We start from the raw sequence: 26,593 nt of genomic DNA on the forward strand, positions 1-26,593 counted from the left end.
TCGCAACCAGGCCATGGGCAAAGGTCAATGTTTAATGCCGTTGGTATAATGCGTCCGTTGCATGGTAACACCTATCAGGTTATGCCAAGATGAAAGACTGGAAGCTGGCAGACTAGCTTCCGCGCCTGTCCGGATTTCATCTTGTAGGTGGAATTTCGGCAACCGATAAACACCTAGGGCCGCAGTCTTCCCTCAGCCGATTGATTTGATCTTGGATCGGCTAGGAATGTTGCGACACCTGGATAAGTAAGGAGGAGACGCAATGTTCTGGAAAAAGAATAATAACAACGCAAATGCAGCCCCGGCGAGCAAGGCACCGAGCTACAGTTCTGTCAAGATCCACCCCTCGGTCGACCAGGGTGTCGTCGCCGGTGCGCCGAATTTTGCCGGCGGGACTTTGCACTGCAAATGCGCCAGCAACCCTGTCGAGGTGAAGATCACGGGCAACTCCGCCCACAATCATGTCTGCGGCTGCACCAAGTGCTGGAAGCCGACGGGAGCCTTGTTCTCCATGGTCGCCGTGGTGCCGCGCGACAACTTGAAAGTGACGGCAAATGCCGACAAGCTTCAGGTAGTCGACTCGTCGGCGGCGATCCAGCGGCATGCCTGCAAGGAGTGCGGCGTGCACATGTACGGCAGGATCGAGAACACGGGCCATCCGTTCTACGGCCTGGACTTCATCCATACCGAACTGTCCGACCAGAAGGGCTGGAGCGCTCCGGAATTCGCGGCTTTCGTATCGTCGGTCATCGAATCCGGCGCCAAGCCCGACCAGATGGGCGCGGTGCGTGGCCGGCTGAAGGAACTGGGCCTGGAGCCCTATGACGCTCTTTCGCCGCCGCTGATGGACCTGATCGCGACCCATATCGCGAAGAGCAAGGGCGTTCTGGCGGCCTGAGGCCAGGCGCAGCGACCGGATCCAGGCATTGGTCTGGGGCGGGGGAGAAAATCCTTCCCCCGCCCCGGCTCCATGTCCGGACTGACTTCGCTCCGGTCTATTTTTCAGCGGCAATCGCGTCGAGCAGATCCATACCGTATTTGTCGGCGAAGGACTTGCGCAAGGGCTCCTCGACGACCTGACGAAGCTGTGTGGTGTCGATCTCCTCGATCACTTCCATGCCGGCCGCCTTGAGCCCGGTGAGGATTTCGGCAACCTGCTTTGCATTGAGGTCGCGCTGGTAGGTCGCCGTCTCACGCGCCGCCTCCACGAGGATCGTCTGGTACTCCGGCGACAGCTTGTCGAACTTCGGCTTGTTCATCACGAGGATGAGGGGCGAGTAGGCATGATGCGTGAGGGTAAGGTGTTTCTGCACCTCGTAGAACTTGGCTGCCCATAGCACCGGCAGCGGATGTTCCTGCGCATCGACCGCACCGGTCTCAAGCGCTGGGTAGAGTTCCGCATAGGCCATCGGCACCGGGTTCGCGCCCAGAAGCTGGAATGCCTGGATATGGAATGGATTCGGAGTGGTCCGGATCTTCAGGCCCTTGATGTCCTCGTGCGAGCGAATCGGATGCCTGCTGTTGGTCATCTCACGCCAGCCGTTCTCCAGGAACGCGAGCCCCTGGATACCGTGCGGGGCCAGCTTGTCGAGCAGGCCTTGGCCAACCTTGCCGTCGAGCACGTGATAGGCGTGCTCGGCATCGCGGAACAGGAACGGCAGTTCCAGCGCCGTCGTCTCCCCCACGACGCCGTTGAAGGTGGTCGATCCCGACTGAATGATCTCGATGCTTCCGCCCCGCAGCAGATTGAGCGCCTGCTGGGCCGGACCAAGCCCGCTGTTCGGAAAGATGCTGATCTCGATGTTGCCGTTGGTCCGCTCCTTGACCAGCTTGGCGAACCGGGTCGCCGCGAGATGCTGGGTGGAATCGACCGCGACCTCATGGGCAAGCTTGAACTTGTACTCGGCACCGAAGGCGGTGCCGGCGGCCAGCATGGCCATGGAGCCGATCATCAATGCCAGAAACTTCAAACCCTTTTCCTCCCTGTCGATGCGCCCGCCTGTTGCCGGCGGGTTTGGATGATTATACGCATGGTAGCATACGGTGAAATGGTTCCGCCGGGATCGGCTCAGGCGGCGGTCAGGACGACCTTGACGCTCTGCGAGCGGTCGAGGGCGAGCAGAAAGGCGGCGGGCGCTTCGCTGAGCGGGCGCTCGGCGGTCACCAGCTTCATCACGTCTACATTGCCCGACACGATCAGGGAAACCGCTTCCTCGTACTCCCTGCCGAAGCGGAAGGTGCCCTTGAGGTCCAGTTCCTTAGCCATGACGGCGTTGGCGGGGACCGGCATGGCACCGCCGGGCAAGTTGCCGATCTGAACCACGGTGCCGCCGCGCCGGACCGTGCCGATGGCCGATGCCAGGCCGGCGGCGGTGCCGGAGACTTCGAATGCGACTTCGTAGCCGCGCTCGGCCGCCAGGGCTGTCAACGGTTCGTCTCCGCCCGAGATATCGACGACGTTGTCGGCGCCGAGTCGTTCCGCGAAGGCGAGCGGGGCCGGCGCCACGTCGACGACAGCGACTTCCGAGGCGCCGGCAAGGCGCGCGGCCAGCATGGTCAACAGGCCGATCGGGCCGGCTCCGAAGATGATGGCCTTGCGGCCTTCGATGGCTCCGGCGCGGGCGACGGCGTGCAGGCACACTGCCAGCGGTTCGGCCAGGGCGGCGGCAGACCAGGACAGTTCCTTGGGGACCTTGATGCACTGGGCGGAGGTCGCATCGAACAGGGAGGCGAAGCCGCCCTGCATGTGCGGCGTCTTGGACGCGGACCCCATGAAGTAGATGTTCTCGCACAGGTTCTCGCGGCCTTCCCGGCAGCGGGTGCAGTGGCCGCACCAGCGGGACGGGTTGACCGCGACATGGTCGCCGACGTCGAGGCCGGTGACGCCGGAGCCCAATTCCACGATCTCGCCGGCGACCTCGTGGCCCAGCACTAAGGGGGAGGTCACGACGAAGTCTCCCGTGCGAGCATGCCGGAAGTAGTGCATGTCGGAGCCGCAGATGCCGCCGGCGCCGAAGCGGATGCGGACCATGCCGGGTTCAAGCGTGCCAAGCGGACGTTCGACCATCCGCAGGTCCTCCGCTCCAAAGAGCGTTGCGGCCAATGCAGTGTCGGTCATCGGATCATTCCCATGGTTTGAGGAAGCCACAAGGTCAGGATCGGGACGAAGGTGATCAGGATCAGGGCCACGAAGAGGGGGATCAGCCAGGGCAGGATCGCCATCGTGGTGCGCTCGACCGACAGCTTGGCGATGCGGGACAGGACGAACAGGACCATCCCCAACGGCGGGTGCAGCAGGCCGATCATCAGGTTGAGCGTGATGATGACGCCGAAATGGACCGGATCGATGCCGAACTTCAGGACGATCGGCAGCAGGATCGGGACCAGGATGGTGATCGCGGCGATGGTGTCCAGGAAGCAGCCGACGAACAGGACCAGCAGGTTGACCAGGATCAGGAAGACCCACTTGTTGTCGGTGATTCCCAGGATCAGGTCCGACAGGGTCTGCGCCGCCTGACCGACCGTCAGCAGCCACGCGAAGATCGAGGCAGCCGTAACGATGAACAGGACGGACGCCGTCGTCTCGATCGTGTCGAACGCCGCCTTGGCGAGCGTGCGCATGGTCATGGAGCGGTAGCGCACCAGTCCCAGGAACAGCGACCACATCACGGCGGCAACAGCCGCTTCGGTCGGGGTGAACCAGCCCATCGTCATGCCGCCGATCAGGATGATCGGGGTCATCAGCGCCATCACGGCGGACCAGTCGAAGTACCAGTCCAGCGCGATCAGGACGGCGAAGGAGATCCCCAGGGCGACGTTGAGCGACAGCCCGGCCCAGACCAGGCCGTAGACGATCAGCGGGAAGCCCAGGACGATGCCGACTTCCATCGACGCCTCGGCGATCCGCTTCCACTCGAACCCGGTATCGGCGCCCCAGCCGCGCTTGTAGGCGATCAGGGCCACGGTGCCCATCATCAGCACGGTCATGACGACGCCGGGCAGGATGCCGGCCAGGAACAGCGCTCCGATCGAGACGTTGGCCATCATGCCGTAGATGACGAAGGGCAGCGATGGCGGGAAGATCGGGCCGAGGGTGGCGGAGGCGGCGGTGACGCCGACGGCGGCCTCGACCGGATAGCCATGGTCCTTCATGGCCTTGATCTCGATCGTCCCGATGCCGGCGGCATCGGCCAGCGCCGTGCCGGACATGCCGGAGAAGATCACGGAGCCGATGATGTTGACCTGCGCCAGTCCGCCCTTCATCCAGCCGACCAATGCGACGGCGAAGGTGTAGATGCGGCCGGTGACGCCGGCGATGTTCATCAGGTTGCCGGCCAGGATGAAGAACGGCACGGCGAGCAGCGGGAAGCTTTCCACCCCGGCGATCATGCGCTGCGCCAGGATCACGTCGGGCGCCACGTCGTAGACCAGCAGGTAGAGCAGCGACGCCACGGCCATCGACACGGCGACGGGGATGCCGACGACCATGAGGACGAGGAAGGAGACGATCAGCAGGGTCATGGCGTCAGTCTCCAACTTCCATGAAGGCTTCGGGATGTTCGAGCACGGAGTAGCCGCGCCGCATGTTCTCGACCATCACCTGGATGGCGCGGACGCACATCAGGGCAAAGGCCACGACCACCGTGTAGAAGACGATGGATTTGGGCAGGTCGATCATTGTCATGCGTTCGTGGCTGATCAGCTCGGAGTATTCCCAGACCAGAAATGCCGCGTAGCCGAAGAAGACGATCCGGACGACATCGACCAGCAGCGAGAGCGCGCGGGCGAGCGGGGCGGGGATGTAGTGGTAGAGGACATCGACCTGGATGTGGCGCGACATGCGCACGCACATGATCGATCCGAAGAAGACCACGCCCACCAGCAGGTTGATCGCGGCTTCCTCGGTCCAGGCGAGGCTGTCGTTCAGCACGTAGCGGGTGAAGAACTGGACGAAGACGGCCAGCGTCATGGCCCAGAACATGGCCTGGGTAATCCAGTCCTCGATCGAATAGCGCGACAGATCGACCGCTTCCACCTGATCTTCGAAGGCGTGGGCGATTTCTTCGGCGGTGACGGCGGGGGGAGACGGCGGGTGCTGCGACACGGCCTGACCTTGCATGGTTTGGGGGCGGGGTCTGAGGGGCGGGTCTTGTGGGCTGAGGCGACGATGCCGGGAGGTCCCCGGTGATCCCATAGGCGCTGACTCAATACGTTCCTGCGCGTCACGCGGGCATTACGCTCCACTCTGCCGTCATGCCAAGACTTGATCTTGGCATCTCCTGGCGAAAGCGGACGTAAGGACTTCAACTCGAAGTCCGGATGTCACCCGCTCAGCTCCTGACGGGAGATACCAAGATCAAGTCTTGGTATGACGAAAACGGGGGAACGGCGTTAAGCCAAGTGCATGGGACTTGATCCGGGGACCTCCTCTCATCGACGCTCCAGTACGCGGCTGCTTACTTCACCGCACGGATGCGGTCGTAGTCTTCCTGCTTGTAACCGAAGTCGGAAAGCGGAACCTTGGCCAGCACGACTTTCTCGAACTCGGCCTTGTCGACTTCCTGAACGTTCAGGCCCTTGTCCTTGAAGGTCTGGACCAGGGCCGCTTCGCGTTCCTGCACGATCTTGGTGCCCCGAGTGGCCGCTTCCTGGGTGACTTCGGTGAAGATCTTCTTGTCCTCGTCCGACAGCTTGGCCCAGCGCCGGCCGGCGATGGTCGTGTTTACGTGGTCGGTGATGTGGCCGGTCAGGACGATGTTCTTCTGGACCTCGAAGAACTTCTTGGCCTCGATCGTCGTCAGCGGATTTTCCTGGGCGTCCACGGTGCCGTTCTGGAGGGCGAGGTAAACCTCCGCGAAGGCGATTGGGGCGGTGTTGGCGCCGCAGGCCTTGGGCATGGCGAGGTAGGCCGGGACGTCGGGCACGCGCATCTTGACGCCGCGCAGGTCTTCGCAGGTCTTGATCGGCTTGTTGGAGGTCGTGTGCCGGGTGCCGTAGTAGGTCACCGCCGTGATGTGGTGGCCGGAAGCCTTTTCATAGCCGGCCGCGAGTTCCTTGAAGATATCGCTCTTGGTATAGGCGATCAGGTGGTCGGGGCTGCGGAAGATGTAGGGGTAATAGGTGACGCCCATCGGCGGGTAGCTGCGCGCCGCGAAGCTGGAGCCCGAGGTGATGATGTCGACCGCGCCAAGGGTCAGGCCCTGGTTGAGGTCGTTTTCCTTGCCGAGCTGGGAAGCGGGGAAGACGGTGATCTTATAGCGGCCCTGGGTGCGCTTCTCGATCTCTTCGGAGGCCCACAAGGCTTCGGTGTGGAACGGCTCCGACGTCTCGTAGGCGTGGCCCCATTTCAGGGCGGTCTGGGCATTGGCCGGGGCGTTGACGGCCAGGGCGATGACTGCCGTGAAGACGGCGGTGGTGAGCTTAAGCACTTCTTTATACCTCCCTTTTACCTGACTTGCTTGAATGCGTCTTGTTTCGGTTCAGACGGGCAGTTGCCGCATGCTGGCGACGGCGGTCATCACGCCGCGTATCTCGGCCAGCCCACGCAGCCGCCCGATTGCCGGGTAGCCGGGGTGAGTTGCCTTACCCACGTCGTCCAACAGTTCGTGGCCGTGATCGGGCCGGAACGGAATGCGCCAATCTTCGGCACCGGTGTCGTGGCGGCGCTTCTGTTCTTCCAGCACCGTCGTCACGACCGAGACCATATCGACGTCGCCGCCGAGATGATCGGCTTCCATGAAGGAGCCGTCCGGCTCCTTCGAAACGTTCCGCAGATGGGCGAACTTGATGTGGCCGGCGAAGCGCTGGGCCAGGGCCGGGACGTCGTTATCGACGCCGGCGCCGAGCGATCCGGTACAGAAAGTCAGGCCGTTGGCTTCCGACGGGACCGCATCGATGATGAAGTCCAGGTCGTCGGCGCTGCCGACGATGCGCGGCAGGCCCAGCAGCGGGCGCGGCGGATCGTCGGGATGGATGCACAGGACGATACCGGATTCCTCGGCGGTCGGGACGACCTCGCGCAGGAAACGGGCGAGGTTCTCGCGCAGCGTCTCGCGCGTCATGCCCTTGTAGCGGTCGAGCATCCGGCGAAGTCCGGGGGCGTCGTAGCGATCGAAGGCGCCGGGCAACCCCGCCATGATGTTGGAGAGAAGCTGGCGCTTGTCGTCTTCCGACGCCTTGTCGAACCATGCCTTGGCACGGGCGATCACGGCGGGGTCGTGCTCGTCCTCGGCACCCGGCCGCTCCAGCATGAAGCAGTCGAAGGCGGCGTATTCATGTGCGTTGAAGCGGAGCGCGCGGGCGCCGCCGGGGAGCGGGTGCGCCAGTTCGGTCCGCGTCCAGTCGAGCACCGGCATGAAGTTGTAGCAGACGGTGGTGACGCCGCAGGCGGCAAGATTGCGGAGCGACTGGCGGTAGTTGTCGAACAGCGGCTCCAGGTCGCCCTCGCCCAGCTTGATCGGCTCGGAAACCGGCAGGCTTTCGACCACGCTCCAGCGCAAGCCCAGCGACGGGTCGGCGGCGATCAGGGCCTTCCGCTTCTCGATCTCCTCGACCGACCAGACGATGCCGTAGGGAATGTGATGCAGGGCGGTGACGATGCCGGTTGCTCCGGCCTGCCGGATCTGGGGCAGGCGAACGACATCCTCGGGACCGAACCAGCGCCAAGTCTGTTCCATGGTTTCAACTCACCGGGTCAGGAATTGGGGTCGAGGGATCGCACCGCGTCGCGGGCACCTGTCGCCTTCAGGCGGGCCAGGGCTTCGGTGACGACGGCGGCGAAAGTGGGATTTTTGGGCAGATCGTCGCCGAAGACTTCGCGGACACCGAGCAGGGATGCCGCATCCGGCAGTGTCTTCAGGCGGTCGGCCAGGGGATCGCGGACATCGATCGGCCGGCCCTTTTCATCGACGCCGCCGACATAGCGCATCCAGGCGGCGACGCCGAGGGCGAGGCGATCGAAGGGCTGGCCGGCGGCAAGCCGGTCGCGGATCGTGCCGAGCAGGCGTTGCGGCAGCTTCTGCGAGCCGTCCATGGCGATCTGCCATGTCCTGTGCTTCAGCGCGGGGTTGGCGAAGCGTTCCAGCAAGGCCGCCTTGTAGCGGGTCAGGTCGGCGCCGGGCGGCACGTCCAGCGTCGGCGTCACTTCATCGTCCATCAGGGCACGGACGAAGCCGGCGAACACGGGATCGGCCATGGCGTCGGAAACGGTCTGGTGGCCGGCGAGGTAGCCGAGATAGGCGATGCAGGAGTGGCTGCCGTTGAGCAGGCGCAGCTTCATCAGCTCATAAGGGCGGACGTCGCTTACCAGTTCGGCGCCTTCCAGTTCCCAGGCCGGGCGGCCGGCGGGGAAGTGGTCTTCGATCACCCACTGGCTGAACGGCTCGGTCATGACCGGCCAGGCGTCGGTGACGCCGAGCGCCATCGCCACGGTCTCGCGGTCCTCGTCGGTGGTGGCGGGGACGATGCGGTCGACCATGCTGCTCGGGCAGGCGACGGTGTCGGCGATCCACCGGCCAAGTGCGGGATCGCGCAACTCGGCGAACTGGCGGAGGATGCCGGCGGTGACCCGGCCGTTGTCCGGCAGATTGTCGCAGGACAGCACCGTGAAGGGGGGAGTGCCGGCCTTGCGGCGGCGGTCCAGCGCTTCGACCAGGAAGCCGGCGAGCGTCTGCGGCTGGCCGGGATTTGCCAGGTCGTGGCGGATGCCGGGATGGTCGCCGTTGAGCGCGCCGGTCGCCGGTTCGTGGCAGTAGCCCTTCTCCGTCACGGTGATCGTGACGATGCGGGTAGCGGGGCGGGTGAGGCGGTCCAGGACGGCGGCGGGATCTTCCGGCGCCACCAGCGTTTCGGTGATCGAGCCGACGACGCGGAGCCGGTCGCCGGACGCGTCGCGGACCGCCACGGTGTACAAGCAATCCTGCGGGGCAAGCGCATCGCGGGTGTCGGGGCTGCGCAGCGAGACGCCGCAGATGCCCCACGGGCCGGGGGAGCGGTTGAGACAATCGTCGGTGTAGACGGCCTGATGAGCACGATGGAATGCGCCAAGGCCGATATGGACGATGCCGGTTTCCAGGCCGGCGCCGGCTCCCGAAGCGCGCGGCTTCGCGATGGCCGGTGCAAGCGCTATCATCGTCCGCGCGTTCAGGCGCTGGCCGGTGGTCGTGGTGGATGCCACGGCGTTTCCTCCCCTTCCCTTGAACCCTGGGGACTGGCCCTGGGATCCCTGGCCCGCTTCGCGGTGCCTTCTTGCTCATTGACTGGTATGGTAGTATGTAAGAAACGGCTTGGCAAGAGTTGTTGCGCCGACTAGCTCCAAAGGAGCAAAAACGAAAAATGGATAACAAACGTGCGGGGGAGGCCGGTGATGCTCGACAGGATTGAGGTCAATTCGCACGAACCCGTGGCACGTCGTGTCTTCCGTGAGTTGCGCAACGCCATCGTCACGATGGGCATCCGTCCTGGGCAGGCGCTGTCGGAGCAGGAGATCGCGACGCGCCTGGGCGTCAGCCGCCAACCGGTGCGGGAAGCCTTCATCAAGCTGAGCGAGGCCGGTCTGCTGAAGGTTCGCCCTCAGCGCGGCACCTTCATCGTCAAGATCTCGATGAAGCAGGTGTTCGACGCCCGCTTCGTCCGGGAAGCGGTGGAACTGGCCGTGGTCCGCCGCGCCTGTGCCGAAATGACGGCATCCGGCATGGAGGCGCTGCGCGCCAACCTGGACGCCCAGCGGAAGGCCGCCACCGAGCTTGACCCCGTCCGCTTCATGGACCTGGACGAGAGCTTCCACCGCGACATCGCCCTGGGTATCGGCTGCGAATACGCGTGGCGGGTGGTCGAGGAAACCAAGGCGCAGATGGACCGAGTGCGCTATCTGAGCATCCCGCACGCGACCCCGGTCGAGCGGCTGATCGGCCAGCATCAGGCCGTCGTGGACGCCATCGCGGCGCAGGACGCCGACGCGGCGGAAGCGGCGATGCGCCGGCATCTGCGGGAGATCCTGACATCGCTGCCGGAACTGGCGGAACGCTTCCCAGATTTCTTCGAGCGGGATCTTGGTCCGGAAAGCGATCCGGCTGCGGCGACGACGCAGTAGCAGTCCCGGTCAGTCCCCGGGCTTGGTCGTGCGCGCCTTCGCGCGGGCGGCCTTCACCTGTGCCTCGAGGAAACGCACCAATCGCCTGATGCACGGGTCGTCGATAGGCTCGCTGACGATCAGCGTATGGCACCGCTCGCCCTTTTCGATCGTGATGGTGTATTGCCGGTAGTCGGCAGCCCCGGGGGCGGAGTTGCACTCCACCCGCTCAGGCCGTTCGAAGAACCCGCTGTCGGTCACCAGACCGTCCAGTTCGCTCGCGTCCTCCCTGGGAAGCTCGTCTGCCTCGATCGTGACCGGACGAGCGAGACCGGGGAAGTAAGCGATACCTCCACTGGTGGCGAATAGCACATGCATGCTATCAGGTCCTGTTCGTGTCATGCCGCATGCCTCGACAGCGTGATTTTCCGCCCATGCTATGCGCCGCCCGATCTTTGTTCAAACCATCTGTTTCTGAAGGATGCCGACTTCCATCCAGGCCTCGGTCACCGCGCGCTGCTCATCGCTTCCGATACCGTAAAGCCGTCCCGCCAGGGAAGCGCTGAGGGACGCGAACTCCACGAACTTCGCTTCGGACGTCAACCGGGGATCGCGTAAGGTCTCGTACCAGATCCGGCCCGCTTTCTCCCAGGCATAACCGCCGAGCGACGTCGCCGCCAGATAGAACGCCCTGTTCGGGATGCCGGAGTTGAGGTGGACGCCGCCGTTATCCTGCATTGTCTCGACGAACCGGTCCATATGGTCCGGCTGAGGGTCCTTGCCGAGAACCGGGTCGTCGTAGGCGGTGCCGGGCGCCTTCATTGAACGCAAGGCTTCCCCGACGACCTCCTGCGCAAGCAGGCCGGCACCGACCAGCCAGTCGGCCTGATCGGCCGTCTGGCCCAGTGCCTTCTGCTTGACCAGACTGCCGAAGACATCCGACAGATGCTCGTTGAGAGCGCCCGGCTGAAACATGTAGACAAGGGCGGCCTCGTCCTCGGTCACGCCATGCGCCAGTTCGTGGCCGATCACGTCGAGCGCCACAGTGAAGCGGTTGAACAATTCGCCGTCTCCGTCGCCGAACACCATCCGTTCGCCGTTCCAGAAGGCGTTGTTGTACTCCTGCCCGTAATGCACCGTCGCATTGAGCGGCAGGCCCTCGTCGTCGATGGAGTTCCGCCCAAAGACTTCCTGAAAGAAGTCGAAGGTATGGCCGAGGCCGTCATACGCCTCGTCGACCGCAGGGTCGGTGGTCGGCGCTCCTCCTTCGGCGCGGATGACCTTTCCGGGCAGCGTTTCGATGTTTTCGGCCGTGTAGATCGTCCGCTGCTTGACGGGCTTGAGGCCAAGGACCCGCCGGCGCCGGGCCGCTGGCGGCATCTGACCGCTCAGACTGATGCGCAACGTCCGAAAGGTCCCGTCCGAGGCCAGCGTCTGGGTGGCCGCCGCGCGCTGCGCTGGCGATCCGTGCTGCGAAATTTCAAGCAGCAGGTAAGGCGGCAGGATGCAGAAGATCGAGTGACGATGGTGCGGATAACGATTTTGACACATGGTTCGAATCTCCGGCCAAGTTCGGCGGTGGGCTCGGCGCCACACCGGCCATGTCGGTTTTCGGACTGCCTTGTCCTTCTCGGGACCGAGGCGCCAACCAGTTCAAGTCGAACATTTCCTGAGCGCCGATTGTTGCGGTAGCGGGATCGCGCAGAGTTCGAACCGGCCGGAGAATGTTGAAATCAAGTGCTCCTAAAAATTAATTTCTTACACTGTTTGTTTTTTTATTTTCCTATAGCCAAATAATTATAAAAGAGGGATGATGCGGCGTATCATAATCCCGGACTTTCCAGCCTTCGATAGACGACGTTGATACGACGTCGAAAGAGCTATTTCCGCCATCGGGCGCACGACGCCGAATCTGGAGAATTTTCATGGCCAAGGGTCAGAAGAAAAGCAATCGCGAGACCAAGAAGCCGAAGAAGGACAAGGCCGTATCGACCGCCCAGACATCCATCGTTCCAACGTCGGGCCGTCTGGTTCCGCCGAAGACTTCGGGACGCGTTTCCGGCTGAACAGCCTGCGGCCCTCTGGCCCGCGGACATCCGGGAAGAGAGCTTCATGCGCTCTTTTCCCTTGTCGCCGGGGCTGTGGAATGCGATTCGGCATTCACGAGGATGTTCCACCCTGGCAGATCGGTAATTCCCTGTCTTGAATACTGGTACGCCCCCGGCGTCTTCGCGGCTGATGACGGTCCGGCACATCACCAAATACCGCTACGCCACCCCGGTCAAGCTGGGCGAGCATCAGATGATGTTCCGCCCGCGCGAGAGCCATGACCTGCGGCTGGTCCGGACGCGCCTGACCATCTCTCCCGAACCGAAGACCCTGCGCTGGCTCCACGACGTCTTCGACAATTCGCTGGCGATCGCGACATTCGAAGGCCCGACATCGGAACTGGTGTTCGACAGCGAAGTCACGCTGGAGCACATCGAGGCGCCGCATCCCGACTATGCCCTCGCAACGGAGGCGCAGGTCTTTCCCTTCGCCTATTCCCGCGAGGAGCGGCTGGATCTTGTCCGAGCGCTGGAGCGCCACCATCCGGCGGGAGAGGTCGATCGCTGGGCCGCCGGCTTCCTGCCCAAGGACGGCAGGATCGGGACGATGGCGCTGCTGCGGAAGATCACGCTGGGCATCCGGGAGCAACTGACCTATTCGCGGCGTTACGAACGGGGCGTCCAAACGCCCGCCGAGACGCTGGCGAAGGGCACGGGGACGTGCCGCGACTACGCGTTCCTGATGATGGAAGGCGTGCGCTCGCTCGGCCTCGCCGCCCGTTTCGTAAGCGGCTACATCTTCGTGCCCGGTGCGGGCGACGCGCCGGTCAGGGGCGGCGGCGCCACGCATGCGTGGCTTCAGGTCTACCTGCCGGGCGCCGGCTGGGTGGATTTCGACCCGACCAACAGCATCATCGGCAATCGCAACCTGATCCGCGTGGCGGTCGCCTGGGCTCCGGCCCAGGCCTTGCCGCTATGGGGAACCTATACCGGGCCGGCATCGTCGTTCCTCGGAATGGACGTCAGCGTAAGCGTCCTGGACGAACCGGAGCCGGAACCATGACCACAATTGCCGCGTTGGCATGGATATCGCAAGAAGCCATAATAATAGCTGGAATGGCTGGTCAGAATTGACAACCCGGGATACGCCAGCAAAAACAACAAGGAGCCAGACCATGCGAATCAAGGTAGGATACGAGCTGGTCTACGAATGTCCTCAGCCGACGCCGATGCTGCTGATGCTGAACATTCATTATTCACGCGCGTCGGACATCGTGGTCCCGGACCACTTGGTGACCGACCCGCCCCTGCCGATCACCGCTTATCGCGACGGTTTCGGTAATTGGTGCAGCAGGATTGTGGCTCCCAAGGGCGTAACAAGGATCAGCACGTCCGCCGTGGTCCGCGACAGCGGCAAGCCCGACGTGGTCGTGCCGACAGCTCGGCAGCATACCCTGGAAGAACTCCCCGAAGAGGCGCTGGTCTTTCTGCTGGCAAGCCGCTACTGCGAAACGGAACTGCTCAGCGACGTCGCCTGGGAGTTGTTCAGCAAGACCGAACCCGGCTGGAACCGCGTGCAGGCGATCTGCGACTTCGTCCACAACCACATCAAGTTCGACTACATGCAGGCCCGGGCGACCCGGACGGCGTTCGAGGCCTACACTGAAAAAGTAGGCGTTTGCCGGGATTATGCCCATCTGGCGCTCACTTTCTGCCGCTGCATGAACATCCCCGCGCGCTACTGCACCGGCTATCTCGGCGATATCGGCGTGCCGCCGCCCTATGGCGTGATGGACTTCGCCGGCTGGTTCGAAGTCTATCTGGGCGGCCAGTGGTATACCTTCGATGCCCGCAACAATACTCCACGCATCGGCAGGGTCCTGATCGCGCGCGGCCGCGACGCGGTGGACGTGGCGCTCAGCACGACCTTCGGGCCGAACACGCTGACCGGGTTCACGGTGATCACCGACGAAATGCCGGACGCGGCGTGACTTTAACGGAGGCCGCGCCGTCCCATTAGGGACTGCCACTTCTGGCAAATTGTTTGTTCCTCGAACTGCTCCTTATCCTTCGTCGGGCACTCGGTATCGTGCTGAAACGAAAAGAGAAGAGCAGTCCTCGGGGGGAGAACGATCGCTATGGGAAGAATGGCAGCTACGGTCGCATCGACGCTTTGCCTGCTGATCGGCATGGCGCCGGTTGCGATGGCAAAGGACGGACGCGACGACGATGACGACGGCAGAAAGGGTCGGCCCGACAGGATCGAGGAGCAGATCCTCGGCAAGGTCCTGCGGGCCGACTATGACGGCCTCAGCAACGATCTGCTGACGGCGGGGCTGGGCGCCACGGGTCTGACGGGAGCCGCACCGGCAGCGGCGAACCCGGTGGCGCCGACGCCGGAAGAACTTCGCCGGCTCGCCATTTACAACAACTACCGGGCGCTGGTGGACGTATCGCCGGGGGGCGGTTACGGCACGCTCTACGGTCCGCTGGTCGGCGCCGGGGGCCAGGCGGCGGCCCGCGACGGCAAGATCGCCGGTACCGAGTATCTGGCGCTGCTGGACGGCAAGCACGGCGGCAAGCATGACGGCCACAGCGATGACGACGACGGCAACTCGCGGGTGACGGTGGCGCTCCAGGTGCCCGAAACCTTCGATCCCGCCAACGCCTGCATGGTGACGGCGACGTCGTCCGGCTCGCGCGGGGTCTACGGCGCTATCGGGACTTCCGGGGAATGGGGTCTGAAGAAGGGCTGCGCCGTCGTCTATGTCGACAAGGGGACCGGCACCGGTTTCTTCGATCTTCAGAACCGCAAGGGCTACACGGTCCAGGGCGAGTTCGTGGACGCTGACAGGACTGTCGAGCCGCTGAACTTCGACCCGAAGATCCCTGGCCGGGAACTGGAGCGCTACAACAAGGACAATCCCAACCGCTGGGCGATCAAGCACGCCCATTCGCAAGAGAATCCGGAAGAAGACTGGGGCACCGATACCCTCCGGGCGATCCAGTTCGGCTTCTACGAGTTGAACCGGCACTTCGCGGATGAAAAGGCGGCGCCGAGGATCACGCCGGCAAATACGCTGGTCATCGCGTCCAGCGTGTCGAATGGCGGAGCCGCGGCACTGCGTGCGGCGGAGGAGGACAAGAAGGGCTGGATCGACGGCGTCGCCGTTTCCGAACCGAACGTCAACCCGAAGCGCGACCGGTCGTTCACGATCCAGCAGGGCAGCGGGCAGCCGATCGCCGAGCATGGCCGTCCGCTCTACGACTACATCACGTTCTATACGCTTTACGAGGGCTGTGCCGCGGCGACCTCCGCGAATGCACGGGCGGCCAAGGTCTGCACCGATCTGAAGAGCCGTGGACTGATCAACAGTGGCGGTCCGGTGGAGGCACAGGCGGCCGAAGCTCAGGAGAAGATCCGGCAGCACGGCATCCTGCCGGAGCAGAACGTGCTGGCAGCCTTCTACTGGTCGGTCAACGTTTACCAGTCCGTCGCGGTCGCCTATGCCAACACCTATTCCCGATCCAGCGTGACCGACAACCTCTGCGGCTTCTCCTACGCCTTCGCCGATGCGACCGACAAGCCGGCCCCGCTTCCGGCAGCCAACGCGGCCCTGGCCTTCTCCGGATCGAACGGCGTGCCGCCGACGGTCGGCATCCAGTTGATCCGGAACGGCGTATCCGCGACGACGGTCGGCGGGGTGGCGGCCCCGATGGCCGATGTCGATGGCGCCGTCTGCCTGCGCAATCTATGGACGGCGGGCGACAATTCACGCAAGGGCGGCGATGACCGGAATCCGGCCAAGCGGCTGAGCAAGGGTGTGGAGGACGTGCTCACCACGTCAGCACTGCGCGGCAAGCCTGCCGTCATCGTCCATGGTCGTTCGGACGCACTGATCGCGGTCAACCACTCTTCCCGGTCGTATTATGGCTCGGCTTTGAAGAAGCGGCAGAACATCCGGTACTACGAAGTCACCAATGCCCATCACCTGGATGCCTTCAACGCCCTGCCGGGTTTCAACGCCGCCTTCATTCCCCTGCACGTCTACTTCATCGAAGGGCTGGACCGCCTTTACGACCACCTGAAGAGCGGCAAGCAACTGCCGCCCAGTCAGGTCGTGCACACGGTCCCGCGAGGCACCGGAGCGCCGCCGATCACGACGGCGAACGTTCCACCGATCGCAGAGACGGTGGCGGACAAGGACCGCATCACCTTCGACGGTTCGGTGCTGCGGATACCGGAGTGAGGTTGGGGGCGGGAGCGGGCTGCTGCCCGCTCCTTACGGCATTGTGAATGCGTGGCAAATAGTAGAAGCGGCTTCCAGCCGCTTTTACGTTTTTCAAAGCCGGCGTCCCATGAAGATCGTCCCCGCCACGGGTGTTTCATAGTAGGGGTCGATCGGCAGGAAGCCCGCTTTCCGGTACAGCGCGATCGCCTCTCCCATGGTCGGCAGGGTGTCCAGCCGCATCTCGCGATAACCGATCCGCATCGCTTCAGCGACGATGGCATCGACCAGCGCCTTGCCGAGCCCCATCCCCCTTGCCAGCGGTGACACGTAGAGCCGCTTCATCTCGCAGCAGCCATCCGGTGCGATAGGCCGGAGCGCCGCGCATCCCAGCGGTTCGCCGTCCATGCCCCGTGCGATGAGCAAGGCGCCGGACGGCGTCGCGTATTTACCGGGCAAGCCGGCTAATTCCGCTTCAAAGCCCTGGTATGACAGATCGATGCCGAGTGCCGATGCGTAAGCGGTGAACAGCCGCCTGATGGCGTCGAGATCGGCGGAAGACCCGCCAAGGTCCATGACGGGGACGATCTTGAAAGAAGCTTCGGACATGGCGCCACCTTATCGTCCGGCGCCGCTCCGGACAATGAAGATGCCGTCACTCCTGCAAAGCGGCCGCCGGCGCTGGGTCGGGCGTGTCGGTCCACTCGTACAGGTCCACCGGGGCGCCGCCGTTCATGACGAAGCGTTCGAAGGGGTATTCGTGGTGGACGGGGTGCTGGTCGTAGAACTTGACCTTGCGGTAGTTGTATTCGAGGTTCCGGTCCAGCATCCGGCGGACGTCTTCCCGCATTTCCCGATAGAAGATGCCGTCTTCGACCACGATGAAGCGCGGCCGGCTGTCGAGTATCCGTTGCATCTCGACGGCGGGGTCGACCCAGGGGCAGCCGTCGCGGCCGGGATAGTCGAAGTTCGGCAGGCCGGTGAAGGAGAAGCGCGTCGGGCTCTCGGCGCCGGTCAGGAAGTAGATGGCAGGCTGGAATCCGACGACGTAGAGCTTGTCGTCCGGCTGAAGCAGCGGCTTGAGGTCGGCCGCGACGCGGCGCGGCGTGTCGCCGGCCCAGGCGTCTCCCGCCAGCCGGTCCTTTACGATGTAGATGCTGTGCATCAGCGGGTGTTTGGCGACGGCGTAGACGGTGATGCCGCCGAGGACGGCCAGGAAGGCAGCCCTTGCGCGCCGGCGCGGCAGGTGGATCAGCAGGCCACGACCCAGCGCCAGACCGGTCAGCAGGCAAAGCGGCGGCAGGAATTGCAGGAAGTAATGGTCCGATGCGATCCGCAGGAAGATCTGGCACAGGATCACCGCGACGATCCAGATCGTCAGGAACAGGACGGCGCGCTTCTCCCGGCCGTCTACCGTCAGCCAGCGGGCGGATACGGCCGCCACGACGGTCCCGATCCAGATCGGGGCCTGCTCCGACATGGCGCGGAAGCCGGCATCCCATGAGATCGGACGGGTAATCCCGTAGAAGACGCGGTGCGCTTCGACATTGGCGGCGAACCAGGCATCGGCATTGCCGGTGATGGCATAGAGCAGGATGACGCCGATGGTGGGAACCAGCGCCATGACGCCCAGCATGATCAGCGGCTTCAGGCTGGCGCGCAGGTTGGCCGTGACGTCGCGGAAGGTAGGTGTGGTCAGAATGAAGTAGCCGGCCAGGAAGGCCAGCATGTCGAAGATCACCGACTGCTTGATCTGGATCGCAATACCCAGGATCAGCCCGACCCCCGCCATCAGCGCCATTCCTGGACGCTCGCCCCGGACGACGGGGCGCAGCACCAGCAGGAGGGCGAGGACGGCGCAGGCGTTCTGGAAGATCTCCCCCTGGAATGCCATGCCGCCGTCGGCAAGGCTGAAGATCAGGTATCCCAGTCCCGCGACGATCCCGATCGCCCGTCGTCCGTCCGGGAACAGGAGAGCCGCTACCCGGCTGAGCATCCACGCGGTCAGACCGACGATCACGCTGGCCCCGATACGGGCTGCGATTACCGGATCGACCGGCAGCATGGTGAACGGGGTCGCCAAGGCGAATAGACCGAATGGCTTAAGGTCACAAACAGTCGTGTAAGGCATATGGCCGCGAGCGAATTCCGCGCCCATCAGGAGATACATGCTTTCATCGTAGTTGAGTACCGAATAGAGTAGAGCAGGTGATCTCAGAAGGATGGCACCCAGGATGAAACTAAAAAACACGAAACTTTCGTAACGCAAATGCCGGTTTCTGTTTTCGTTTATACTCATATCGCCCGCTTTCAAGAAAAGGCCACATTTATGCGTGTCGGCACCCGATAACTACCATCCGCCCGGACCGTTGAAGACAAACAACCGTAGTAGCCCTCCGATGCAAATATACTCATATCGAGTGATCATTAGATTGTTACAGGCACAAGACGGTTGTGATTGTGTTTCGATGGGAAACGCCTGATCACGGATAGCATAGCCGCTCGATAGGACATCGGGGACAAACAAACAGTCGGAAAATTATTACGGAATAAAATTCAAAAACGTGAACAGTGCCGTATTCACTGAAGCAGCCGAGACATTTTTTCGACAGGTACTTTCGGAATGGAACAGTAAGCCCCAATGTCGGGTTTATCGCGACATGAATTGCGGGCTGCCGGCATCGGATAGGAGGTTTCCATCCGAATAGATCCCATGTCCGCTGTCGGAAAACCAAGATACAGGAAGTTCGTATGAGTTGGGCTGGACCCTTTCAGATCGAGATTGGCAAGACACGATACAGCACCCCGCCAAAGTACTCTCATTCCACATCCCCGTCAGACAACGAAGACACGATTCCCCTGGTGTGTTTCTCGCACCTCCGGTGGAACTTCGTTTATCAGCGTCCGCAGCATTTGCTGTCTCGGTTCGCAAGGGACTACCGGGTCTATTTCGTCGAAGAGCCTGTCGATAGCGAGAGTCGGACCGCGTGGCTCGACGTTCGGACGGATGAAGGCGGTGTCCGCGTCGTCGTTCCCAAGCTGCCCGAAGGCCGCACGGTCGAGCAGACGAACGAGACGCTGCGCACGCTGCTGGACGACTTTTTCGCCGCCGAAGGGATCGTCGATCCGGTGCTCTGGTACTACACGCCGATGAGCCTAGATTTTACGGACCACATGAAGGGCCGCGTCACCGTCTACGACTGCATGGACGAGCTTTCCGCCTTCAAGGGCGCCCCACCGGAACTGATCGAGCGCGAGCGTACCCTGTTGGACAAGGCCGATCTGGTCTTCACCGGCGGCTACAGCCTGTGGGAAGCCAAGCGGTCGCTGCACGCCAACGCCCATCCGTTCCCGAGCAGCGTCGATGTCGCCCACTTCGCCCAAGCCCGTGCCGGCATGGCGGAGCCGGACGACCAGAAGGACATCCCCCATCCCCGGCTGGGCTTCTACGGCGTGATCGACGAGCGGCTGGATATCGCCCTGCTCGATGAGCTGGCGGCCAAGCGGCCGGACCTGCATCTCGTCATGGTCGGTCCGGTCGTGAAGATCGATCCGGCGACGTTGCCGAAGCATCCGAACATCCACTACCTCGGCCCCAAGGTCTACGACGAGCTGCCGCAGTATCTGGCCGGCTGGGACGTGGCCCTGATGCCGTTCGCGCTGAATGAATCCACCCGATTCATCAGCCCGACCAAGACGCCCGAATATCTGGCGGGCGGCTGCCCGGTGGTCTCCACCGCCATCCGCGACGTCGTCCGCACCTATGGCGACTCAGGCGTGGTCCGGATCGCCGGCACCGCCGACGAGTTCGCCGCCGCGATCGATGCGGCGCTTGAAGACGCCAAGGACCGGGACCGCCTGCTGCGCACCGCCGATGCGGTGCTGAGCGACATGTCCTGGGACAAAACCTGGAACGAGATGAAGGAGAAGATCGAATGCGCGCTTTGACGCCTAATGGTTCCGCCAAGGGAGCAGTAGTTGCCATGCCGAAGCGGACCAAGTTCGCCAACACGCGTTCGGGTTTTGACTATCTGATCGTGGGCGCCGGCTTCGCCGGCAGCGTGCTGGCCGAGCGGCTGGCGACCGAGCTGGACAAGCGCGTCCTGCTGATCGACCGCCGTCCGCACATCGCCGGCAACGCCTATGACCACTACAACGACGCCGGCCTGCTGATCCACCGCTACGGTCCGCACATCTTCCACACCAACTCGACGCAGGTGGTCAACTACCTGTCGCGCTTCACCAAGTGGCGTCCGTACGAACACAAGGTGCTGGCCCATGTCGACGAGCAGCTGGTGCCGATCCCGATCAACCTGACCACGCTGGAGAAGCTCTACGGCCTGAAGCTGACGCCGGAGGACGCGGAAGCGTTCCTGAAGTCCAAGGCCGAGCCGGTAGCCGAGATCCGCACGTCGGAAGATGTCGTGATCAACTCGGTCGGGCGGGAGCTGTACGAGAAGTTCTTCCGGGGTTATACCCGCAAGCAGTGGGGCCTTGACCCGTCGGAGCTGGACAAGTCGGTGACCTCGCGCGTGCCGACCCGGACCAACACCGACGACCGCTATTTCGGCGACAGCTTCCAGAGCATGCCGCTGCACGGCTATACCCGGATGTTCGAGAACATGCTCGACCACCCGAACATCAAGGTCATGCTGAACACGGACTTCGAGGAAGTCCGCAACGAGGTCCAGTACGACAAGCTGATCTATTCCGGTCCGATCGACGAGTATTTCGACTTCCGCTTCGGCAAGCTGCCCTACCGGTCGCTTCAGTTCCGCCACGAGACGGTGGACCAGGAGAACTTCCAGCCGGTCGCGGTGGTGAACTATCCGTCGGAAGACGTGGCCTATACCCGGATCACCGAGTACAAGCACCTGACCGGTCAGGTGAATCCCCGGACCAGCCTTACCTATGAATATCCGGCGGCCGACGGCGACCCGTACTACCCGGTGCCGCGTCCCGAGAACGCCGAGCTGTACCGCAAGTATCAGGCGCTGGCCGATGCCACGCCCGACGTGACCTTCGTCGGCCGCCTGGGCACCTACCGCTACTACAACATGGACCAGGTCGTCGGTCAGGCGCTGGCCCTGTTCAAGCGGATCGAGGAGACCGAGAAGGCCGAAAGCGGTCTGGTCAGGGCTGCCCGTGGCATGGCCCGGATGAACGGCACCGTCCACGCCGAAGCGGCGCAGGGCGTCGGCGATTGAGCCGGGAGAAATCGCAGATGCATAGACCTGAGCTTTTCAACAGCTTCTTCATGGGCGGGTTCGAGTGCTCGACCCACCGCCGCCACGACGGGCGGCGGCTCGACCTGATCGAATCGACCGGTCACGGCAAGTTCTTCGCCGAGGACTTCGGCACCATGGCCGGTCACGGCATCCGGACGGTTCGCGACGGCCTGCGCTGGCACCTGATCGAACCGACGCCGGGGCAGTTCGACTGGTCCAGTTTCCTGCCGATGCTGCATGCCAGCCGGGCGGCTGGGGTCCAGCCGATCTGGGACCTCTGCCACTACGGCTGGCCCGACGACATCGACATTTGGCAGCCGAACTTCGTGGACCGCTTCGCCAAGTTCGCGGCGGCGGTAGCACAGGTGGTCAAGGACGAGACGTCGGAGGTGCCGTTCTACGCGGCGATCAACGAGATCTCCTACTGGGCCTGGGCTGGCGGCGATACCGCCAGCTTCAACCCGATGGCGCGGGGCCGGGGCACGGAGCTGAAGGTCCAACTCGTCCGGGCATCGATCGCGGCGATCGAAGCTGTCCGCAACGTCGATCCGCGCGCCCGGTTCGTCCAGATCGATCCTGTGATCAACGTGGTGCCGAAGGGTCCGGGCGACAGGGGCGGGGCCGAGGGCTACCGGCAGGCGCAGTTCCAGGCTTGGGACATGCTGGTCGGCAAGATCTGGCCGGGGCTGGGCGGCAAGCCGGAATATTTGGATACGATTGGGGTTAACTACTACTCCGACAACCAGTGGTACTTCAACGGTCCGACCATCGAGCGCACCGATCCGGCTTACAAGCCGTTCCGGGAGCTGCTGGCGGAAACGCACAAGCGCTACGGCAAGCCGGTGCTGGTCGCGGAAACCGGAGCCGAGGGCGATCCGCGCGCGTCCTGGTTCAAATATGTCTGCGACGAGGTCGCGGCGGCGCTGGAAGCCGGCGTTCCGGTCGAGGGCATCTGCCTCTACCCCGTGCTGGACTATCCCGGCTGGGCGGACGACCGGCACTGCGCGACTGGTCTGCTCGGGCATCCCGATGCGGACGGCAAGCGGGTTGTGCATGAGCCGCTGGGCGAGGAGTTGGGCCGGCAGCAGGCGCGGTTCGCGCGGCTGATGGCGGATGATGGATTGAAGACCGACGCTGCGTGAGTTGAGACGGGGGGGACATGGTTGTTGGGCCACGGCCCAACCTACAGGCTCCTGCTTGGTAGGTTGGGCCACGGCCCAACAAGCACGTCCTCCTTAATCCAATCACCGAAGGATTTTGTGTATGTCAAACCGGCCCATGACAAGCCGGCCTCTTCCCAGTACCCCGCTGAGCTTTCTCATGCGGTATATCCGCGCGCGCCGATGGCAGTTCGGCGCGCTGTTCAGCGTGATCGTGGCGGGGGCCGCCTGCGCCGTGCTCGTGCAGTACGGCATGAAGCTTCTAGTCGACGCGATGGCCTCCCCCGATCGCATGGCGGCGGATGTCTGGACCCCGCTGATGCTGTTCCTGGGGTTGATCGCCATCGAGAACGTGATGTGGCGGTCGGGCGGCTGGCTGGGGGCACGGACCATCGTGGCGACCGGCGTAGATATGCGGCTGGACCTGTTCCAGCACCTGACCGGCCACCCGATGCGCTACTTCAGCCAGCATTTCGCGGGCTCGCTCGGCAGCAGGATAACCGCCACCGCCAATGCGGCCGGCATGATCCTGCGCAGCCTGACCTGGAGCATTGTGCCGCCCTGCACCGAGATCATCGGCGCCGTGATCGTGCTGATGACGATCGACTGGCGGATGGCAGTGGCGCTGGCCTGCTTCGTCGTGATCGTGGCGCTGGCCATCGTCTGGTTTGGCGTGCGCGGGCGGGAAGTCCATCATACCTTCGCCCATCAGGCATCCCATGCCGGCGGCCAGTTGGTCGATGTCGTGTCCAACGTCTGGACGGTCAAGGCGTTCTCCGCCCGCCAGCGCGAGCGCGACCGGCTGGCCGGCGAGCTGGGAATGGAAGCCGCTTCTGAAACCCGGAGCTGGATGTATCTGGAGAAGGCGCGGCTGCTGCACGACGCCTGCCTGTGGATCATGGCCGGTTCCATGTTGCTGTGGGCGATCATGCTCTGGCGTTCGGCCACGATCTCGCCGGGCGACGTTGTCATCATCAGCGCGCTGACCTTCCGTATCCTGCATGGGTCGCGCGATCTGGCGTTGGCGCTGGTCAATACCTCCCAGCATATGGGCGTCATCACCGATAGCCTGCGCGTCATCGCGCAGCCGCATGGGCTGGACGATGTCGGCGACGAGCGCCCGCTGCTGCCGGGTGGCGGCGAGATCGAGTTCCGCGACGTCTCGTTCACCTATCCGGACGGGCGTCAGGTCTTCGACCGCTTCAACCTGAAGATCGAGCCGGGCCAGAAGGTCGGGCTGGTCGGACCGTCCGGTTCCGGCAAATCGACGCTGATCAGCCTGATCCAGCGGCTGGATGACGCCCAGGGTGGCGGCATCTATATCGACGGCCAGAAGGTGACGGATGTCGGGCAGGACAGCCTGCGGTCCCGCATCGCCGTGGTGCCGCAGGAGATCGCGCTGTTCCACCGCTCGATCATGGAGAATATCCGCTACGGCAAGCCGGACGCGACCGACGAGGAAGTCATCGCCGCCGCCCGTCATGCCTGGTGTGACGGCTTCATCCAGGAGCTTCCGGACGGCTATAACACGATGGTCGGCGAGCGCGGCGTGCTGCTGTCCGGCGGCCAGCGCCAGCGGCTCGGCATCGCCCGCGCCTTCCTGAAGAACGCCCCGATCCTGATCCTGGACGAGGCGACCTCGGCTCTGGATACCCAGTCGGAGCAGGAAATCCAGTTGGCGCTGGAGGAACTGGTGCGTGGCCGGACCGTGCTGGCGGTGGCTCACCGTTTGTCGACAGTGGCGAACTTCGACCGGATAGTGGTACTGTCCGAAGGCCGGATCGTCGAGGACGGACCGCCGGCTGTCCTGCGGCGTCGCGGCGGAGTGTTCGACGGCATGTGGCGGCTCCAGGCCGATAGCTTGGTGGAGGCCATGCGGCTGGACGCAGCGGAGTAACCCCCCGTACGGGGTATTGCATTTCCCCATCGCCGATTGTTTGCAGGAACAGGCGGAGCAGCAAGGCTGCTCCGCCTGAACTGTTATGTATTTATCGGAATTCTGGAGATAATCGTGCAAACATCGGCTCAGCCGCACTCTGCGGGAGGCGAGTATATCGCCACGGATGCTGTCACGGATCGCGAAGACCGGAACCGCAGGATCAAGGCGATCGTCGGCGCTTCTTCCGGTAATCTGGTGGAATGGTACGACTTCTATGCCTATGCCTTCACCTCGATCTACTTCGCGGCGGCGTTCTTCCCAAGCGGTGACCGTACCAGCCAGTTGATGGCGACGGCCGGCATCTTCGCCGTCGGCTTCTTCATGCGGCCGCTGGGCGGCTGGCTGTTCGGCTATATCGCGGACCGGCACGGCCGCAAGAACTCGATGGTGATCTCAGTCCTGCTGATGTGTGCCGGCTCGTTGATGATCGCGGTGCTGCCGACATATGCGACGATCGGGGCTGCGGCGCCGGCGCTGCTGCTGGTGGCGCGGCTGGCCCAGGGCCTTTCGGTCGGCGGCGAGTACGGCACGGCGGCCACATATATGAGCGAGGTCGCGGATCGAGACAACCGGGGCTTCTACTCCTCGTTCCAGTACGTGACGCTGATCGGCGGGCAGCTTTTGGCCTTGCTGGTGCTGGGAGCGCTTCAGCTTATCCTGTCGCCCGACGAGCTGAGGGCCTGGGGCTGGCGCATTCCCTTCGTGATCGGGGCGGTTACCGCCGTGGTCGCGATGTATCTGCGGCGGTCGTTGCAGGAAACCGCATCGACCGACGACATGAACCGGAAGGAAGCGGGATCGCTGCTGGAACTGCTGAAGCACCGGCGGTCCGTGCTGATCGTGCTCGGCTTCACGATGGGCGGCTCGCTGTATTTCTACACGTTCACGACGTATATGCAGAAGTTCCTGGTCAACACTGCCCATATGGCGGCCGGCACGGTCAGCGTCGTGATGACGGCGGTGCTGGTGATATACATGCTGCTCCAGCCGGTGTTCGGGGCGATTTCAGACCGGATCGGGCGGAAGAACAACATGCTGCTGTTCACCGGTCTGGCGCTGGTCGGATCGGTGCCGCTGCTGACCCTGCTGGGACAGACGACCAACCCCTATGCCGCCTTCGGCCTGGTGATGGTCGGGTTGGTGATCGCCAGCTTCTACACCTCGATCAGCGGCGTCGTTAAGGCGGAGTTGTTCCCCAGCACCGTGCGGGCGCTGGGCGTCGGCTTCACCTATGCGGTCGGTAACGCCATGTTCGGCGGCACTGCGGAATACGTGGCGCTGTGGTTCAAGTCGGTCGGCAACGAGGGGGCCTTCGGCTGGTATGTAACGGCCCTGATCGCGGTAGCGCTGGTGGCTTCGCTCCTGATGCCGGATACACGGCGGAACAGCCACCTGGACGGAACTGCCAACTGGTAAAACAACCCTGGTGAAATAACCTTAAGGTGAGGACTTAAGGACACGCTGTGCCCGAAGTGCAACGCTTGGTAGGCACAATGTTGACGTATTCAAGTGTCACTTTCCTATTGATCTGACCTTGGAGTAGGGTCCGCCAGCGAAAAAAGTGATCACCTGTCCCTTAGGGTTGCCCGCAGTGAGACGTGGATCACAGTAAATTATCATTTGGTCGGATAAAGATGCACCGCCGCGCTGTTACAGAACAGGACGGCGCGGTGTTGAAGCATAGAGGCAGGGTCAAAAAAATGGGGAGTGACATGGCGCAGTACAGACTGGAGAACATCCTCACCCAGGAAATTCCCGATGGTCTGCTGATGGACATCGCTTACCATTGGCAGGCCAACGACAACCGGTTGCTGGATACCCGTTCCGTCGGTGGTCTCCACCGCGACCATTCCTCCAGCTGGGAAGTCCCGGTGCCCAAATCCGGCTTCAAGAGCCCGCCGCACTGACGGGCTTCCGCCG

The 26,593-nt window shown here is 63.5% G+C and carries 23 protein-coding genes; 12 read left to right on the forward strand and 11 right to left on the reverse strand.

All coding sequences use genetic code 11. The features are described 5' to 3' along the window. The first annotated feature begins 262 nt into the window (after positions 1-262). The gene (gene gfa / locus N826_RS30140; protein ID WP_044435092.1) at positions 263-898 is read left to right on the forward strand and encodes an S-(hydroxymethyl)glutathione synthase; all 636 of its coding nucleotides are present in this window, start codon (positions 263-265) and stop codon (positions 896-898) included. A 97-nt stretch (positions 899-995) separates the two neighbouring features. On the opposite strand, the gene N826_RS30145 is transcribed toward gfa, so the two are convergent. From N826_RS30145 to N826_RS30175, 7 genes are all read right to left on the reverse strand, one after another. After that, the gene (locus tag N826_RS30145; RefSeq protein ID WP_211099422.1) at positions 996-1,970 is read right to left on the reverse strand and encodes a TRAP transporter substrate-binding protein; all 975 of its coding nucleotides are present in this window, start codon (positions 1,968-1,970) and stop codon (positions 996-998) included. A 98-nt stretch (positions 1,971-2,068) separates the two neighbouring features. Beyond that, positions 2,069-3,118, reverse strand: a complete 1,050-nt coding sequence (locus tag N826_RS30150) for an L-idonate 5-dehydrogenase (protein ID WP_044435094.1) — start codon at positions 3,116-3,118, stop codon at positions 2,069-2,071. Further along, the gene (locus tag N826_RS30155) at positions 3,115-4,521 is read right to left on the reverse strand and encodes a TRAP transporter large permease (RefSeq protein ID WP_044435096.1); all 1,407 of its coding nucleotides are present in this window, start codon (positions 4,519-4,521) and stop codon (positions 3,115-3,117) included. Before N826_RS30155 ends, N826_RS30150 begins: the two co-directional genes overlap by 4 nt. 4 nt (positions 4,522-4,525) lie before the next feature. Beyond that, the gene (locus N826_RS30160) at positions 4,526-5,104 is read right to left on the reverse strand and encodes a TRAP transporter small permease (protein WP_044435145.1); all 579 of its coding nucleotides are present in this window, start codon (positions 5,102-5,104) and stop codon (positions 4,526-4,528) included. A 352-nt stretch (positions 5,105-5,456) separates the two neighbouring features. Continuing rightward, complete coding sequence (locus N826_RS30165; RefSeq protein ID WP_044435098.1) at positions 5,457-6,428, reverse strand: sialic acid TRAP transporter substrate-binding protein SiaP; 972 nt, start codon at positions 6,426-6,428, stop codon at positions 5,457-5,459. Positions 6,429-6,479: 51 nt separating this feature from the next. Further along, entirely contained in the window at positions 6,480-7,676 is a 1,197-nt protein-coding gene (uxuA, locus tag N826_RS30170) for a mannonate dehydratase (protein WP_044435100.1), read from the reverse strand. Between the two features lie 17 nt (positions 7,677-7,693). Further along, entirely contained in the window at positions 7,694-9,175 is a 1,482-nt protein-coding gene (locus tag N826_RS30175; RefSeq protein ID WP_244619716.1) for a mannitol dehydrogenase family protein, read from the reverse strand. A gap of 189 nt (positions 9,176-9,364) precedes the next feature. Between N826_RS30175 and N826_RS30180 the strand changes: the two genes are divergently transcribed. Beyond that, the gene (locus N826_RS30180; protein WP_044435102.1) at positions 9,365-10,090 is read left to right on the forward strand and encodes a GntR family transcriptional regulator; all 726 of its coding nucleotides are present in this window, start codon (positions 9,365-9,367) and stop codon (positions 10,088-10,090) included. A 9-nt stretch (positions 10,091-10,099) separates the two neighbouring features. Here the strand turns inward: N826_RS30180 and N826_RS30185 are convergent, their stop codons facing one another. Then, the gene (locus N826_RS30185) at positions 10,100-10,447 is read right to left on the reverse strand and encodes a protealysin inhibitor emfourin (protein WP_044435104.1); all 348 of its coding nucleotides are present in this window, start codon (positions 10,445-10,447) and stop codon (positions 10,100-10,102) included. 81 nt (positions 10,448-10,528) lie between these two features. Next, on the reverse strand, positions 10,529-11,620 hold the full coding sequence (locus N826_RS30190; protein ID WP_044435105.1) for a M4 family metallopeptidase: 1,092 nt from the start codon (positions 11,618-11,620) through the stop codon (positions 10,529-10,531). A gap of 374 nt (positions 11,621-11,994) precedes the next feature. Between N826_RS30190 and N826_RS44445 the strand changes: the two genes are divergently transcribed. The 4 genes from N826_RS44445 to N826_RS30205 all read left to right on the forward strand — a co-directional run bounded on the left by N826_RS44445 (position 11,995) and on the right by N826_RS30205 (position 16,367). Further along, positions 11,995-12,135, forward strand: coding sequence for a hypothetical protein (locus N826_RS44445; RefSeq protein ID WP_169789438.1), 141 nt, complete (start codon positions 11,995-11,997; stop codon positions 12,133-12,135). A gap of 172 nt (positions 12,136-12,307) precedes the next feature. Then, entirely contained in the window at positions 12,308-13,180 is an 873-nt protein-coding gene (locus tag N826_RS30195; protein ID WP_044435106.1) for a transglutaminase family protein, read from the forward strand. A gap of 112 nt (positions 13,181-13,292) precedes the next feature. Beyond that, positions 13,293-14,108 carry a transglutaminase-like domain-containing protein gene (locus N826_RS30200; RefSeq protein WP_044435108.1) on the forward strand — a complete coding sequence of 272 codons (816 nt, stop codon included), beginning with the start codon at positions 13,293-13,295 and terminating at the stop codon, positions 14,106-14,108. Positions 14,109-14,255: 147 nt separating this feature from the next. Continuing rightward, positions 14,256-16,367: a 3-hydroxybutyrate oligomer hydrolase family protein gene (locus N826_RS30205; protein ID WP_147041102.1), complete on the forward strand. Its 2,112-nt coding sequence runs from the start codon at positions 14,256-14,258 to the stop codon at positions 16,365-16,367. Positions 16,368-16,460: 93 nt separating this feature from the next. On the opposite strand, the gene N826_RS30210 is transcribed toward N826_RS30205, so the two are convergent. Both N826_RS30210 and N826_RS30215 read right to left on the reverse strand, forming a co-directional pair. Next, complete coding sequence (locus N826_RS30210; protein ID WP_211099423.1) at positions 16,461-16,955, reverse strand: GNAT family N-acetyltransferase; 495 nt, start codon at positions 16,953-16,955, stop codon at positions 16,461-16,463. Between the two features lie 46 nt (positions 16,956-17,001). Continuing rightward, the gene (locus N826_RS30215; RefSeq protein ID WP_147041103.1) at positions 17,002-18,429 is read right to left on the reverse strand and encodes a hypothetical protein; all 1,428 of its coding nucleotides are present in this window, start codon (positions 18,427-18,429) and stop codon (positions 17,002-17,004) included. An 830-nt stretch (positions 18,430-19,259) separates the two neighbouring features. On the opposite strand from N826_RS30215, the gene N826_RS30220 reads away from it, so the two are divergent. From N826_RS30220 to N826_RS30245, 6 genes are all read left to right on the forward strand, one after another. Next, positions 19,260-20,294 carry a glycosyltransferase family 1 protein gene (locus tag N826_RS30220; protein WP_244619717.1) on the forward strand — a complete coding sequence of 345 codons (1,035 nt, stop codon included), beginning with the start codon at positions 19,260-19,262 and terminating at the stop codon, positions 20,292-20,294. A 35-nt stretch (positions 20,295-20,329) separates the two neighbouring features. Beyond that, positions 20,330-21,553 (forward strand): UDP-galactopyranose mutase, encoded by a 1,224-nt coding sequence (glf, locus tag N826_RS30225; protein WP_052832289.1) that lies wholly within the window; start codon positions 20,330-20,332, stop codon positions 21,551-21,553. A gap of 17 nt (positions 21,554-21,570) precedes the next feature. Continuing rightward, positions 21,571-22,716 carry a glycoside hydrolase family 1 protein gene (locus N826_RS30230; protein WP_044435116.1) on the forward strand — a complete coding sequence of 382 codons (1,146 nt, stop codon included), beginning with the start codon at positions 21,571-21,573 and terminating at the stop codon, positions 22,714-22,716. 178 nt (positions 22,717-22,894) lie between these two features. Beyond that, positions 22,895-24,631 (forward strand): ABC transporter ATP-binding protein, encoded by a 1,737-nt coding sequence (locus N826_RS30235; RefSeq protein WP_244619718.1) that lies wholly within the window; start codon positions 22,895-22,897, stop codon positions 24,629-24,631. A 114-nt stretch (positions 24,632-24,745) separates the two neighbouring features. Further along, positions 24,746-26,089, forward strand: coding sequence for an MFS family transporter (locus N826_RS30240; RefSeq protein ID WP_308518313.1), 1,344 nt, complete (start codon positions 24,746-24,748; stop codon positions 26,087-26,089). 296 nt (positions 26,090-26,385) lie between these two features. Next, positions 26,386-26,580, forward strand: a complete 195-nt coding sequence (locus tag N826_RS30245) for a hypothetical protein (RefSeq protein ID WP_044435120.1) — start codon at positions 26,386-26,388, stop codon at positions 26,578-26,580. Positions 26,581-26,593 lie beyond the last annotated feature (13 nt).

Origin of the sequence: Skermanella aerolata KACC 11604 (assembly GCF_000936425.1) — a bacterium.
GTDB lineage: Bacteria > Pseudomonadota > Alphaproteobacteria > Azospirillales > Azospirillaceae > Skermanella > Skermanella aerolata.